This is a genomic window from Pseudomonas sp. NFACC39-1 (genome assembly GCF_900110355.1).
GTDB lineage: Bacteria > Pseudomonadota > Gammaproteobacteria > Pseudomonadales > Pseudomonadaceae > Aquipseudomonas > Aquipseudomonas tehranensis.
Genome location: NZ_FODL01000001.1, coordinates 879,266 through 892,643, shown reverse-complemented (window position 1 = coordinate 892,643; position 13,378 = coordinate 879,266). Strand labels below are relative to the sequence as shown.

Below are 13,378 nucleotides of genomic sequence, written 5' to 3'. Positions count from 1 at the left end.
TCAGACCTCGAGTGGCGTGGCGGCGCGATTGAGATCGGCCAGCGAGAGGTGGCGGTCGAACAGCGGCGCCAGGCTCTGGTCGTGGCTGACGAACAGCAGGCTCGATCCGGCCGCACGGCATTCGGCGAACAACAGCCGCAGGAAGTTTTCCCGGGCATCGTAGTCCAGGGCCGAGGTGGGTTCGTCGGCGATCACCAGTTCCGGTTGGCCGATCAACGCCCGGGCGGCCGCGACCCGTTGCTGTTGGCCGATGGACAGCGAGTCGGCGCGGCGCCCAAGCAGATTTGTGTCGGTCAGACCCAGGTGCGCCAGCAGTGTGGCAGCGGCTTGATCGACGCTGCCGTGACGCTGGATCGCCCGTTGTGCACGCAGTTTCGAGAAGTGACAGGGCAGTTCAACGTTCTCGCGCACCGAGAGAAACGGCAGCAGGTTGAATTGCTGGAAGATGTAGCCGGTGTGGTCCACGCGAAAACGGTCGCGGGCCCCGGCGCCCAGTTCAGTGAGTTCCTGGCCAAGCAGGCGAATGCTGCCACGGTCCGGTGTCTGGACGCCGCCCAGAAGCCCCAGCAGCGTGGTCTTGCCGCTGCCGCTCGGCCCCTTGAGGAACAAGGTTTCACCCGCTTCCAGGCGAAAGGCCGGAATATCCAGCAACGGCGGATGCCCGGGCCAGCTGAAGCCCAGGTCGGACAGTTCGATGAGTGCTTGGGTCATGTTTACCGCTTCAAAATATGAATACCTGTGGGAGCGGGCTTGCTCGCGAAAGCGGTGTGTCAGTCGACTTCAAAGTTGAATGTGCCGTCGCCTTCGCGAGCAAGCCCGCTCCCACATGAGGGATTCAGTGTATTCAGAACTTCAGGGCAGGTGCCTTGGCCGTCACTTCCACGCCTTGCTGGCCGCTCGGGCTGATCAGTTGTACCTGAATTTTCTGGGTGGCCGGGAAGGTTTTGAACAGGGTCGCCAGGTCCAGGCTCTTCAGCGCCCCTGGTGTGGCGCAGGTGAACTGGTAGTGGGCATGGATTTCACTGTGTTCGCCGTGGTGTTCGTCGCCATGGTCATCTTCGTCGTGGTCATCGTGGTCCGGTTCATCTCCAAACAACGGGCTTTCCAGTTCCTGCTGGGCCACGGTGCATTTGGCGGCGGCGGGCAGGCTGAACAGCGCCAGCGGCTTGTCCAGTTGCGCACGCACGGCGGCGACCTTGGCCTTGTCGGCATCGCTGGTGGCGGCGTGTTCAAAGCCCACCAGGTTCATCGCCGGGCTTTCCAGCTCCAGTTCCAGGGTTTGGCCATCCAGTGCAGCATTCAGCCGGCCGACACCGTGTTCATGGGCGCCGAGGCTGCCGTGCGCGTGATCATGATCGTGGTCATGCTCGACCGCCGCATGGGCGACAGCCAAGGGCAGCAGGGCGAACGGCAGGGCGAGAAGCAGACGGCGCATGACGAGTCTCCAGATAAAATGAGTGTTCTGTTATGTAATCTTATAACGAAAGTGCGCAGAGTTTGACCGGCTGCTTGGCGTCGCGCAAGGCCCATGGGAGCATGGGCACATGAAATTTTCAGGAGCACGGTAATGTTGCGGATACGCGGAACCGTCGGTGATTGGCCGGTGGACTTGTCGATCGACATGGATGAGGGCGACTGGGCGCAGCTCGGCGCGCAGTTGCAAGCGGTCAAACCCGATAACGCGGCGACGCCTGCGAGCCGGCCGGCCAATCAGGACGATGCCTTGTGGCAGATCGCCAGGGAGCTGCTGCGCAAGGCCGGGCAGTTGAGCGGCCCGGACCTGCTGGAACAGCTCGAAGGCCTGACCGGCAGCGCCCCGGCCGGCAAACGCCTGTTAGTGCGCTTGCGCCATAGCCCGGACGTGAAAGTCATCAGCGGCGGCGATACACCGCTCTACAGCTGGCACGAAACCGCGTAGGCGCTATGTAGGAGCTGTGTAGGAGCTGACGAGCGAAGCGAGGCTGCGATCTTTACCCCCTGACGCTTGAATCCCAAGCGAAAGATCAAAAGATCAAAAGATCAAAAGATCGCAGCCTTCGGCAGCTCCTACAGGGGTGTGCGGTGTATTTAGTACAACGCCGCGAACAGCTTGCGGCGATAGGTCGTCACCAGCGGATGGTCGTTGCCCAGCAATTCGAAGACTTGCAGCAAGGTCTTGTGGGGCAGGCCTTCGCTGTAACTGCGGTTGCGGATAAACAGCTTGAGCAGCGCATCGAGGGCCGGCTCATACTGCTGGCGGGCCAATTGCTGGATTGCCAGTTGATACACCGCTTCGTCATCCTGCGGGTCTTTCGCCAGGCGGGCCTTGAGGTCGGCGGCGTCCGGCAGATCCTTGGCCAGGCCGAGGAACTGAATCTGCGCCTTGGCCCCGGCCAGTGCGGCCTTGTGCTCATCGCTTTTCACCGCGTCGAGCACGGTTTGTGCCTCAGTCAACTCACCTCGCTCGGTCAGGCAACGGGCATACAGGATCAGGGCCTTGGCGTTGGTATTGTCCTCCCCCAGCAGTGCAGTGAGTACGGCCTCGGCATCAGCGAAACGCCCCTCGTCGAACAGCGCCTGGGCCTGTTCAAACGGGTCGGCGGCGGCCGGAGGCGGCATCTGTACATGAGGTTCGAGCATCGCCCGCACGGCGGACTCCGGCTGGGCCCCGGCGAAACCGTCGACGGGCTGGCCGTCCTTGAACAGCACCACGGTAGGCAAGCTGCGAATGCCGAAGCGGGCGACGATGTCCTGCTCGATGTCGCAGTCGACCTTGGCCAGCAGCAGTTCGCCCTGATAACTCTCGGCAATGCCCTGCAGCATCGGCATCAGCGCCTTGCACGGCGCGCACCACTCGGCCCAGAAATCCACCAGCACCGGTTTGTGAAAAGAGTTGGCGATCACCGACTGGTCGAAATCGGCGGTGGTGGCGTCGAAGATGTACGGGGTGTCCTGGGTCATGGGGATCTCGTAGAACGCTTTGAATGAGGCAACTATACGGCTTGGTGGGGGTGGGCTGAAAGCGCAGGACTTTAGTCTTGTGGTGTCTGATAGGGCGCTATCGCGAGCAGGCTCGCTCCCACAGGGGATTTGTGATGAACACACATTTAGTATCCGGCACGAAACCCTGTGGGAGCGAGCCTGCTCGCGATGCTTTTAAGGCTGACGCCGCGCGTGGTACAGGCTCACATGCCGAAACTCCTCGGGCTCGGCCAGATCTGGCAGGGTCATGGCTTCGAGCATTTCGATGCGCCGGTACAGCGGATGCTGGAAGTCCCGCACCCGGGAGTCGGCCACCAGAGCCTCGCGGCCGCGACTGAGGAACTGGTCGAGCAACGGCAGGTTGGCGCGGTCGTAAAGCACATCCGCGACCAGGATCAGGTCGAAGCGATCGTCCTCAGCGAAAAAATCCTCCGAATACCCAAGCTTTACGTCATTTAGCAGGGCGTTGGCCTGGCACGCAGCAAGCGCCAGCGGATCCAGATCACAGGCCACCACTTCCAGCGCCCCGGCCTTGAGCGCCGCGATACCCGCGACGCCGGAGCCGGCGCCGAAGTCCAGCACCCGCTTGCCTTCGACCCAATGTGGCTGTTCGACCAGATAGCGTGCCATGGCCAGGCCGCTGGCCCAGCAGAAGCTCCAGTAAGGGGGCTCGTGGAGAATGCGCCGGGTTTCTTCCGGGCTGAACGCGCGGTCCATGTTATCGCCGTCGATCAGCCACAGTTTCAGGTCAGTGCCAGGCAGCGGGCAAGCCACCAGGTGCGCATCTCCAAGCAACTGACCCAATGCGTGTTGCAGGTCTTGCGGTGAATTCATGGCGCTTTGACAAATTGCAGCGCGCCCAGCGCCTGAGTGGTCGGCTGGCTGATGCGTTGCTCCGGCAGATGCAGGATCAACTGGCCGGACTGGCTGGCGCGGCCGCGCAGTTCCACGCGGGCGCCAACCGGGAAGGCTTCGGGGTTGAAGCGCAGGCGAAAGGGCAGGGCCTGGTTATTGCCGATCAGGCTGGAGCTGGCGAGTAATTGTTGCGGCCGGTCCTTGTCATCGATCACCAGCAGTGCCAGTTCGACCTCGGCCCCGGCCGGTATCCCTTGCAGGGTGCCGCTCAACTCCCGCTGATGCGCCGGCAGCGGTCCCAGTTCGGCGGCCTGGCGGGCTTTTTCCTGGGCCTGTTTCGGCGCAGGGGTCTTGGCCGGGGCGGGGGCATCGGGTTTGGGGGCGTCGCTGCTGCACGCCATCAGCAGGCTGAATAGACTGAGCAAAACGAGCGATCGTAGCGGCATGTGTGGCTCCAGCAAGGTAAATTCCAGGGGTCTGACGGTAACCCCGTCTGTATACCGTAAACCCTATGGCTTGTCTTGCCAGTGGGATGCGCTACCATGGCCCTCCCTTTTTTTGTTGCCTGCCACCATGCACTGTCCCTTCTGCGGTGCCAACGACACCAAGGTCATCGACTCGCGACTGGTCGCCGAGGGCGAACAAGTCCGCCGCCGCCGCGAATGCCTGGCCTGCGGCGAACGTTTCACGACGTTCGAGACCGCTGAACTGGTGTTGCCGCGCCTGATCAAAACCGACGGCAGCCGCCAGCCGTTCGACGAAGAAAAACTGCGCGCCGGCATGCAGCGCGCCCTGGAAAAACGCCCGGTGAGTGTCGAGCGCCTGGAAGCGGCGCTGGTGCACATCAAGCACAAGCTACGGGCCACTGGCGAACGCGAGGTTAAATCCCTGGTGGTCGGAGAACTGGTGATGGCCGAGCTGCAGAAGCTCGATGAAGTCGCCTACATCCGTTTCGCCTCGGTGTACCGGCGCTTCCAGGACCTGAACGAATTCCGCGAAGAAATCGACCGCCTGGCCCGCGAACCGGTGAAAGAATGACCAGCCCGGCGCAACAGGCCATCCTCGACGCCCAATACATGGCCCGCGCCCTGGAACTGGCGCGGCGCGGTCACTACACCACGCATCCCAATCCCCGGGTAGGTTGTGTGATCGTGCGTGACGGGCAAGTGGTCGGCGAAGGTTGGCACATTCGCGCCGGCGAACCCCATGCCGAAGTCCATGCCCTGCGCGCCGCCGGTGAGCAGGCCCGGGGCGCCACGGCGTACGTAACCCTCGAACCCTGCAGTCATCACGGGCGCACACCGCCCTGTGCCGATGCGTTGGTCAATGCCGGCGTGGCGCGGGTGGTGGCGGCGATGCAGGACCCGAACCCGGATGTTGCCGGTCGCGGTCTGCAACGCTTGGCCCAGGCCGGTATCGCTACTGAAAGCGGCGTGCTGGAGGGCGAAGCGCGCCTGCTCAACCAGGGTTTCCTCAAACGCATGGAGCACGGTTTGCCGTTCGTGCGGGTCAAGCTCGCCATGAGCCTCGATGGCCGCACCGCCATGGAAAGTGGCGAAAGCCAATGGATTACCGGGCCGGCCGCACGTTCGGCGGTGCAGCGCTTGCGGGCCCAGGCCAGTGTGGTGCTGACCGGCGCCGATACGGTACTGGCGGACAACGCCCGGCTGACCGTGCGCGCCGATGAGCTCGGGCTGGATGCCGAGCAGACCGCGCTGGTCATGAGTCGTCCGCCGCTGCGGGTGCTGGTAGACGGTCGCCTGCGGGTGCCGCTGGATGCGCCGTTCTTCAAGGCTGGCCCGGCGCTGGTCGCTACTTGCATGGCGGTGGAAGAACAGTACGCCAACGGTCCCGAATGCATGATCGTGGCGGGCGATGACGGTCAGGTCGATCTGCGTCAATTGCTGGTGGCGTTGGCGGCCCGGGATGTCAATGAAGTGCTGGTGGAGGCCGGTCCGCGCCTGGCAGGGGCTTTCGCCCGGCAAGGCCTGGTGGACGAATTCCAGATTTTCATCGCCGGCAAGTTCCTCGGTTCTTCGGCGCGACCGCTGCTGGACTGGCCGCTGGCGCAGATGAAAGACGCTCCAGAACTGAAAATCACCGAAATCCGTGCCGTGGGCGATGACTGGCGAGTCACCGCCGTTCCCGTCGCGCAGGCGAGCGTATAATTCCTGGCTTTCGCTCAAGCGGCGGCCCGTTCTCGAGGAGGACTCCATGTTCACCGGCATCATCGAATCCATCGGCAGCATCCGTGCACTGACCCCCAAGGGTGGCGACGTGCGGGTCCATGTCGAAACCGGCAAGCTCGATCTGAGTGACGTCAAACTGGGCGACAGCATCGCGGTCAACGGCGTGTGCCTGACCGCCGTCGAACTGCCGGGCAATGGTTTCCTGGCGGACGTCAGCCGCGAAACCCTCGACTGCACCGCCATGAACGATCTCAAGAGCGGCAGCCCGGTCAACCTGGAAAAAGCCCTGACCCCCACCACCCGGTTGGGCGGGCATCTGGTCAGCGGCCATGTCGACGGCGTGGGTGAAGTGGTGTCGCGCAGCGATAACGCCCGGGCCGTGGAGTTTCGCATCCGCGCCCCGAAAGAGCTGGCCAAGTACATTGCCCATAAAGGCTCGATCACCGTCGACGGCACCAGCCTGACGGTCAATGCGGTGGATGGCGCCGAATTCCTGCTGACCATCATTCCCCATACATTGAGCGAAACCATCATGGCTTCGTATCGGCCCGGTCGCCGGGTCAACCTGGAAGTTGACTTGCTGGCCCGTTACCTGGAGCGCCTGCTGTTGGGCGACAAGGCCGCAACACCGGCAGCCGGTAACATCACTGAAAGCTTTCTGGCCGCCAACGGCTACCTCAAATCCTGACCCAAGGGGGTGCCGCGTGGCGCTCAATAGCATCGAAGAACTGGTTGAAGACATCCGCCAAGGCAAGATGGTCATCCTCATGGATGACGAAGACCGCGAGAATGAAGGCGACCTGATTATGGCCGCCGAGTGCTGCAAGGCCGAGCACATCAACTTCATGGCCAAGCACGCCCGTGGCCTGATCTGTATGCCCATGACCCGCGAACGCTGCGAGCTCTTGAAGCTGCCATTGATGGCGCCGCGCAACGGTTCCGGCTTCGGCACCAAGTTCACCGTGTCCATCGAAGCCGCCGAGGGCGTGACCACCGGTATCTCCGCCGCTGACCGTGCCCGCACTGTGCAGGCTGCCGCCGCGAAAGACGCCAAGGCCGAAGACATTGTCAGCCCCGGGCACATCTTCCCGTTGATGGCTCAGGCCGGCGGTACCCTGGCCCGCGCCGGCCACACCGAAGCGGCGTGCGACCTGGCGCGCATGGCCGGTTTCGAGGCCAGCGGCGTGATCTGCGAAGTGATGAACGACGACGGCACCATGTCCCGTCGCGCGGAACTCGAAGCTTTTGCCGCCGAACACAACATCAAGATCGGCACCATCGCCGACCTGATCCACTACCGGATGATCCACGAACGTACCGTTCAGCGGATTGCCGAGCAGCCGCTGGACAGCGAACTGGGCCAGTTCAACCTGGTGACCTACCGTGACTCGGTGGAGGGCGACGTGCACATGGCGCTGACCTTGGGCACCGTGTGTGCCGAAGAACCGACCCTGGTGCGCGTGCATAACATGGACCCGCTGCGCGACCTGCTGATGGTCAAACAGCCCGGTCGCTGGAGCCTGCGGGCGGCCATGGCCGCGGTGGCCGAGGCCGGCAGCGGCGTGGTCCTGCTGCTCGGGCACCCGCTCGATGGCGACGTGTTGCTGGCCCACATCCGTGAAACCGGCGATAACACCATCGTGAAAAAACCGACCACCTACAGCATCGTCGGCGCCGGTTCGCAGATCCTGCGGGACCTGGGTGTACGAAAAATGCGCTTGATGAGCGCACCGATGAAATTTAATGCGATATCCGGTTTCGACCTGGAAGTTGTAGAATACGTGCCCTCCGAATAATGGCCTGCGGATTTCGGCATTATTGTTCACTTAAGGCTTGATTAGATTCATTGTGGCGAGGGAGCTTGCTCCCGCTGGACGTAGGAGCTGCCGAAGGCTGCGATCTTTTGATTTTGATCTTTCGCTCTCGACTCAATTGTCTGGGGTAAGATCGCAGCCTCGTTGCACTCGACAGCTCCTACGACGCAGCTCGGCGGGGAGCAAGCTCCCTCGCCACAAAAGATGTGCAAGTGAACTCATGACGGGATCTACGGCCCTGTATTCGTGGCTAATATCACCAAAGGAGCGCGTATTCGAACGCGCTCTGGCTCTTTAAGAGATCTGACGAATGACCCTGAAGACCATCGAAGGTACCTTCATCGCCCCTCAAGGCCGCTACGCTCTGGTAGTGGGCCGTTTCAACAGCTTCGTGGTTGAGAGCCTGGTTGGCGGTGCGGTCGATGCCCTGGTTCGCCATGGCGTGAGCGAAAGCGACATCACCATCATCCGTGCGCCTGGCGCCTTCGAAATTCCGCTGGTTGCGCAGAAAGTCGCTCAAAAGGGCGAATATGCGGCGATCATCGCCCTGGGCGCGGTCATTCGTGGCGGTACTCCGCACTTCGAATACGTGGCCGGCGAATGCACCAAGGGCCTGGCCCAGGTGTCCATGGAGTTCGGCGTGCCGGTCGCCTTCGGCGTGCTGACCGTTGATTCCATCGAGCAAGCCATTGAACGTTCCGGCACCAAGGCCGGTAACAAAGGCGCCGAAGCCGCCCTGTCCGCCCTGGAAATGGTCAGCCTGCTGGCGCAGTTGGAGGCCAAGTGATTAGCGACGAAAGCGATCGTTTCAACCCGCGCGATCCCAAGCCAGCCGATGCCGGCAAGCCTTCGAAGAGCGTCAAGCGTCGCGAAGCCCGTCAGCTCGCGACCCAGGCGCTGTATCAATGGCACATGGCCAAGCAATCGCTGAACGAGATCGAAGCGCAGTTTCGGGTCGACAACGATTTCAGTGACGTTGATGGCGCGTACTTCCGCGAGATCCTGCACGGCGTCCCGGCCCACAAGACCGAGATCGACATTGCCTTGGCCCCTTGCCTGGACCTGACCATCGAAGAGCTGGATCCGGTTGAACTGGCCGTGTTGCGCTTGTCCACCTGGGAACTGATGCAGCGCGTCGATGTTCCGTACCGCGTAGTGATCAACGAAGGGATCGAGCTGGCTAAAGTCTTCGGCTCCACCGATGGCCACAAGTTCGTCAACGGTGTACTCGACAAGCTGGCCCCGCGTCTGCGTGAAGCTGAAGTGAAGGCGTTCAAGCGCTGATTGGCGCTTGTTATCCCAATGGGTGAGTTTGAGCTGATCCGTCATTACTTCGCCGCCGCGTCTTGTGCGCAGGGCGGCGAGGGCGTTGCGCTCGGGATCGGCGACGACTGCGCCTTGCTGGCCGTTCCACCTGGGGAGCAGTTGGCGGTGTCCACCGATACCCTGGTGGCCAGTGTGCATTTTCCAGACCCTTGCGACCCGTTCCTGCTCGGCCAGCGCTCGCTGGCCGTGGCGGTCAGTGACCTGGCCGCCATGGGCGCTACTCCTTTTGCATTTACCCTGGCCCTGACCTTGCCGACGGTGACCGCCGATTGGTTGCAAGCCTATGCCCGCGGTTTGAACCAGATGGCCCAGGCGTGTGATGTCGCGCTGGTGGGCGGTGACACGACGCGTGGGCCGCTGAGCATGACCTTGACGGTGTTCGGTCGCGTGCCATCCGGCCAGGCCCTGACTCGCGGCGGCGCGCAGCCCGGTGATTGGCTATGTGTCGGTGGCGAGCTGGGCAATGGCGCTGGCGCATTGCCGCTCGTGCTGGGGCAGCGCACTGCCGAACCTGATGTCGCCGAGCCGTTGCTGACGCATTATTGGTCGCCACGCCCGCAAATCGACCTCGGTCTGGCGCTGCGAGGCAAGGCTGGCGCGGCGATGGATATCTCTGATGGCCTGCTGGCCGATTGCGGGCATATCGCGCTGGCGTCAGGTGTGGCCTTACAAGTTGAGCGCGACCGCCTGCCATTGTCCAAGGCTTTGGTAACGTTCCTGGGCCGAGCGAATGCCGTGCATGCCGCATTGAGCGGTGGTGACGATTACGTGTTGCTGTTCACCTTGCCGCCTGTCCGACTGCTGGCGTTGCAGGCCGAGGGCTGGCCAATCCATGTGATCGGCCGCGTGGTGGCCGGGCAAGGTGTCACGCTGCTCGACAGCGATGGGCGCGACATCACCCCACAAATTCGGGGCTATCAACATTTTCGGGAGACACCGTGACAGATCATCCCAACCAGGTCCCAGCGGAGTTCGTTCCGCCCTCGGTCTGGCGTAATCCCTGGCATTTCCTGGCGTTCGGCTTCGGTTCGGGCACTTTACCTAAAGCTCCGGGCACCTGGGGCTCGCTGGTTGCGCTACCCTTCATACCGTTGTGGCAGATGTTGCCGGACTGGGGCTACTGGCTGATGCTCGGCATCACCATGCTGTTCGGCTTCTGGCTGTGCGGCAAGGTGGCGGATGACCTGCGGGTGCACGATCATGAGGGTATCGTCTGGGACGAAATGGTCGGCATGTGGATCACCCTGTGGCTGGTGCCTGAAGGATGGTATTGGCTGCTGGCGGGTTTTCTGATGTTCCGCTTCTTCGACATTCTCAAGCCTTGGCCGATTCGCTGGATCGACCGAAAGGTGCACGGAGGCGTCGGCATCATGCTTGACGATGTATTGGCTGGCGTTTTCGCCTGGCTGGCTATGCAAGGATTGGTGTGGTGTTTTACCTGAGGGATTCAGGCATGAATGTAAGCCGTGCGCTGCTTCTGTTGTTGTGTCTAGGGCTCTGTTTCGGTGCGCGGGCGGCCGAGGCGACGACGCTGCCCGGCAAGGTGCGCGCGGCCAGCGAAGAGTGGGAGGATTACTCCCAGGCCGATGGCAAGGGTATGGCGTGGGACATCTTGCGTGAAGTGTTCGAGCCCGTCGGCGTGCGGTTGGAAACCCGCAGCGTGCCCTATACCCGTTCAATCGGGCTGGTGCAGCGCGGTGAGGTCGACGTGCAGGTCGGTGCTTATCTCGATGAGTCGGAGGGGGTGCTTTATCCCAAATGGCACTACGATATCGATCACATCTACGCCTTGGGGCTAGCCTCCAAACCGTCCCCGACACTGGAGACGGTCGGCAACTATCGGTTGGTGTGGATGCGTGGCTACGAATACGACAGCTATCTGCCTGGTATCCGCAAATTCAACGAAATTCACCGCGCGGTGGGTATCCTGCCGATGCTGGTCCATGACCGCGCCGATTTTTATATCGATGCGTTGATGGAAATCGAGAACTTGCTTGCCAAGGCCGAGAATCCCCAGCAGTTCAAGCGTTCACCGTTGATCAACCTGCCGCTTTACCTGGGCTTCGCCGACACCGAAAACGGTCGGGTGCTCCGGGACCTGTTTGACCGGCGCATGGCAGAACTGGTGAAAAACGGTCGACTGAAGCCGATATTCGAACGCTGGAAGCAACCCTATCCCTTCGACGACCACGGCAGGCCACCGAAGGCGTAATCAATCTTTTCGATGGTTATGGCCGATAATTCAGCCTGAGCGTCGGTCGGGACGTGCTGTTACAATGCCCGCCTCTGCGAATCTCCAGTAATAGATCAGGAGCACACCGGTGCCTGTCGTTTTTGTTGCCGCTTCCAAGCTGCCAACGCCCTTTGCGCAATTCACCATGCATGGTTTTCTCGATGAAGCCACCGGCCGCGAGCACGTCGTGCTGAGCCTGGGTGATTTCGCCGACGGTGCCCCGGTACTGGGCCGCCTGCACTCTGAATGCCTGACCGGCGATGCCTTGTTCAGCCAGCGCTGTGATTGCGGCTCGCAACTTGAGGCCGCGCTGCGGGCCATTGCCCGCGAAGGCCGTGGCGTGCTGCTTTACTTGCGCCAGGAAGGTCGCGGCATTGGCCTGCTGAACAAGATTCGTGCCTATGAACTGCAAGATGGCGGCGCCGATACCGTGGAAGCCAACGAGCGCCTGGGGTTTGCCGCCGACCTGCGGGATTACAGCATCTGCCTGCCAATGCTCGAGCATCTGGGCGTCAAGTCGTTGCGCTTGATGACCAACAACCCGCGCAAGGTCAAGGCGATGACCGATATGGGCATCGTGGTGGCCGAACGCGTGCCACTGCACACCGGGCACAACCCCCACAACAAACTTTACCTGGCGACCAAGGCCAGCAAGCTCGACCACATGATGGGCAACGAGCACCAGGGCGAGGTCGACCGGGCGTGACGCGCGGTCAGGTCCGGCGGCGACTGTCCGTCAGTTGGTGGCAATACCTGGCGCTGGCCTTGCTACCGCTGTTCGTGATCAACGCGGTATTCGGCCAGGGTGAAGCGATTCTGCCGGTGCTGGCAATGCCGCTGTTTATCGCTGGCGTGGCATCGATGTTTGTCAGCCTGCGCTTCTTTGGCGCTTACAAACACGCGTTGATCGCCACTCAAAAAGCCCTCGACACCCCCGAAGAGCCCCAAGCCTGGATCGCCTTGGCAGCCCGGCGGCGTGTGGCCTTTCTCGCTGCCGGCCTGCCGGCCTGGATCGGCGCCCTGGCGGTGTTCGTGGGCCTGGAAGCGGTGCCGTTGATGCTGCTGGCGTTGTCCACGACGGTATTGTTCTACCTGTATCGCATCCCGCGTCAGCTCGGTTGATGATCCGCTGCCTGGCGGTCCTGCTGTTGGCCGTCAGCGCCTCGACGGTGGCGGCCCAGCGTGTGGTCAGCCTGGCTCCGTCCCTGTCTGAAATCGTGGTTGAACTGGATTCCGCCGACCTGCTGGTGGGCGTGCTGGATGGCGGCGAGCGGCCCTTGGCGTTGAAAGACCTGCCTTCTGTGGGGCGTTATGGGCAATTGGACATGGAGCGCTTGCTCAGTCTCAGGCCCGATCTGCTCCTGCTCTGGCCCGGCAGCGTCGGCCACGCCCAACGCCGGCAGCTCAAGGGATTGAAGATTCCTGTCTATGTCACCGAGCCCCACAGTCTCGACCAGCTCATCAGCCAAGTAGAAGACATCGCCACGCAACTCGGCCGCCCGGAGCGGGGCGCGAGACGAGCGGCGCAGTTGCGCGGGCGTCTTGAGGCGTTACGTCAGCGCTACCGGCGCGACACGCCGTTGCCGGTGTTCTATCAGGTCTGGGACCGGCCGCTGTACACCGTTGGCGGCGAGCAGATCATCAGCGATGCACTGGCGGTTTGCGGGGCGCGCAATGTGTTTGCCGACCTGATCCTGCCGGCGCCGCAGGTGAGTGTGGAGTCAGTATTGCAGCGCAATCCGCAGATCATCCTGGCCACGGACCGGGCCCAGCTCGACGCCTGGAAAGCCTGGCCGCAGCTGGCGGCGGTGGCGCAGGGGCGGCTGCTGTTAGTCAGTGACAAGGGGCTGGAGCGGCCCAGTGGGCAGATGATCGAGGCGACGGCGCGGTTGTGTGGGTTAATCGCGCCGGACCGCTAGACCGCGGCGTTTGCTTCGCGAGCAAGCCCGCTCCCACTTTGGACCGCGTCCCAGCAGGCAACATTGATCAACTGTGGGAGC

The 13,378-nt window shown here is 62.5% G+C and carries 18 protein-coding genes; 13 read left to right on the top strand and 5 right to left on the bottom strand.

What is annotated here, in order from left to right; all coding sequences use genetic code 11:
• Together BMY45_RS03980 and BMY45_RS03975 are read right to left on the bottom strand one after the other, a co-directional pair.
• The gene (locus tag BMY45_RS03980) at positions 1-711 is read right to left on the bottom strand and encodes an ABC transporter ATP-binding protein (protein WP_092394807.1); all 711 of its coding nucleotides are present in this window, start codon (positions 709-711) and stop codon (positions 1-3) included.
• A 133-nt stretch (positions 712-844) separates the two neighbouring features.
• Positions 845-1,435 (bottom strand): DUF2796 domain-containing protein, encoded by a 591-nt coding sequence (locus BMY45_RS03975; RefSeq protein WP_092394804.1) that lies wholly within the window; start codon positions 1,433-1,435, stop codon positions 845-847.
• Between the two features lie 132 nt (positions 1,436-1,567).
• Here BMY45_RS03975 and BMY45_RS03970 point away from each other — a divergent pair, with 132 nt between their 5' ends.
• Positions 1,568-1,918 carry a hypothetical protein gene (locus BMY45_RS03970; protein WP_092394801.1) on the top strand — a complete coding sequence of 117 codons (351 nt, stop codon included), beginning with the start codon at positions 1,568-1,570 and terminating at the stop codon, positions 1,916-1,918.
• Positions 1,919-2,067: 149 nt separating this feature from the next.
• Here the strand turns inward: BMY45_RS03970 and trxA are convergent, their stop codons facing one another.
• The 3 genes from trxA to BMY45_RS03955 form a co-directional block, all read right to left on the bottom strand.
• Positions 2,068-2,940 (bottom strand): thioredoxin, encoded by an 873-nt coding sequence (gene trxA, locus BMY45_RS03965; protein WP_092394798.1) that lies wholly within the window; start codon positions 2,938-2,940, stop codon positions 2,068-2,070.
• Positions 2,941-3,135: 195 nt separating this feature from the next.
• Positions 3,136-3,795: a class I SAM-dependent methyltransferase gene (locus tag BMY45_RS03960; protein WP_092394795.1), complete on the bottom strand. Its 660-nt coding sequence runs from the start codon at positions 3,793-3,795 to the stop codon at positions 3,136-3,138.
• On the bottom strand, positions 3,792-4,262 hold the full coding sequence (locus BMY45_RS03955) for a YbaY family lipoprotein (protein WP_047229747.1): 471 nt from the start codon (positions 4,260-4,262) through the stop codon (positions 3,792-3,794). Before BMY45_RS03955 ends, BMY45_RS03960 begins: the two co-directional genes overlap by 4 nt.
• A 127-nt stretch (positions 4,263-4,389) precedes the next feature.
• Here BMY45_RS03955 and nrdR point away from each other — a divergent pair, with 127 nt between their 5' ends.
• From nrdR to BMY45_RS03895, 12 genes are all read left to right on the top strand, one after another.
• A complete protein-coding gene (gene nrdR / locus BMY45_RS03950; protein ID WP_013694316.1) occupies positions 4,390-4,854 on the top strand; it encodes a transcriptional regulator NrdR in 465 nt (154 codons plus the stop codon).
• Positions 4,851-5,984, top strand: a complete 1,134-nt coding sequence (ribD, locus tag BMY45_RS03945; RefSeq protein ID WP_092394792.1) for a bifunctional diaminohydroxyphosphoribosylaminopyrimidine deaminase/5-amino-6-(5-phosphoribosylamino)uracil reductase RibD — start codon at positions 4,851-4,853, stop codon at positions 5,982-5,984. Before nrdR ends, ribD begins: the two co-directional genes overlap by 4 nt.
• A gap of 46 nt (positions 5,985-6,030) precedes the next feature.
• Entirely contained in the window at positions 6,031-6,693 is a 663-nt protein-coding gene (locus BMY45_RS03940) for a riboflavin synthase (RefSeq protein ID WP_092394789.1), read from the top strand.
• A 16-nt stretch (positions 6,694-6,709) separates the two neighbouring features.
• Positions 6,710-7,801, top strand: coding sequence for a bifunctional 3,4-dihydroxy-2-butanone-4-phosphate synthase/GTP cyclohydrolase II (gene ribBA / locus BMY45_RS03935; RefSeq protein ID WP_076383459.1), 1,092 nt, complete (start codon positions 6,710-6,712; stop codon positions 7,799-7,801).
• Positions 7,802-8,129: 328 nt separating this feature from the next.
• On the top strand, positions 8,130-8,606 hold the full coding sequence (gene ribE / locus BMY45_RS03930) for a 6,7-dimethyl-8-ribityllumazine synthase (RefSeq protein ID WP_047229743.1): 477 nt from the start codon (positions 8,130-8,132) through the stop codon (positions 8,604-8,606).
• A complete protein-coding gene (gene nusB / locus BMY45_RS03925) occupies positions 8,603-9,103 on the top strand; it encodes a transcription antitermination factor NusB (RefSeq protein ID WP_047229742.1) in 501 nt (166 codons plus the stop codon). The genes ribE and nusB overlap by 4 nt, the downstream gene beginning before the upstream one ends.
• An 18-nt stretch (positions 9,104-9,121) precedes the next feature.
• Positions 9,122-10,087, top strand: coding sequence for a thiamine-phosphate kinase (gene thiL / locus BMY45_RS03920; RefSeq protein WP_092394786.1), 966 nt, complete (start codon positions 9,122-9,124; stop codon positions 10,085-10,087).
• Positions 10,084-10,587 (top strand): phosphatidylglycerophosphatase A family protein, encoded by a 504-nt coding sequence (locus BMY45_RS03915; protein WP_092394784.1) that lies wholly within the window; start codon positions 10,084-10,086, stop codon positions 10,585-10,587. The genes thiL and BMY45_RS03915 overlap by 4 nt, the downstream gene beginning before the upstream one ends.
• 11 nt (positions 10,588-10,598) lie before the next feature.
• On the top strand, positions 10,599-11,357 hold the full coding sequence (locus BMY45_RS03910; protein ID WP_092394781.1) for a substrate-binding periplasmic protein: 759 nt from the start codon (positions 10,599-10,601) through the stop codon (positions 11,355-11,357).
• Between the two features lie 109 nt (positions 11,358-11,466).
• Positions 11,467-12,084 (top strand): GTP cyclohydrolase II, encoded by a 618-nt coding sequence (ribA, locus tag BMY45_RS03905; protein ID WP_092394778.1) that lies wholly within the window; start codon positions 11,467-11,469, stop codon positions 12,082-12,084.
• A complete protein-coding gene (locus tag BMY45_RS03900; protein ID WP_047229737.1) occupies positions 12,081-12,500 on the top strand; it encodes a hypothetical protein in 420 nt (139 codons plus the stop codon). The genes ribA and BMY45_RS03900 overlap by 4 nt, the downstream gene beginning before the upstream one ends.
• Positions 12,500-13,297, top strand: coding sequence for a cobalamin-binding protein (locus BMY45_RS03895; RefSeq protein WP_092394775.1), 798 nt, complete (start codon positions 12,500-12,502; stop codon positions 13,295-13,297). The genes BMY45_RS03900 and BMY45_RS03895 overlap by 1 nt, the downstream gene beginning before the upstream one ends.
• Positions 13,298-13,378: the final 81 nt, after the last annotated feature.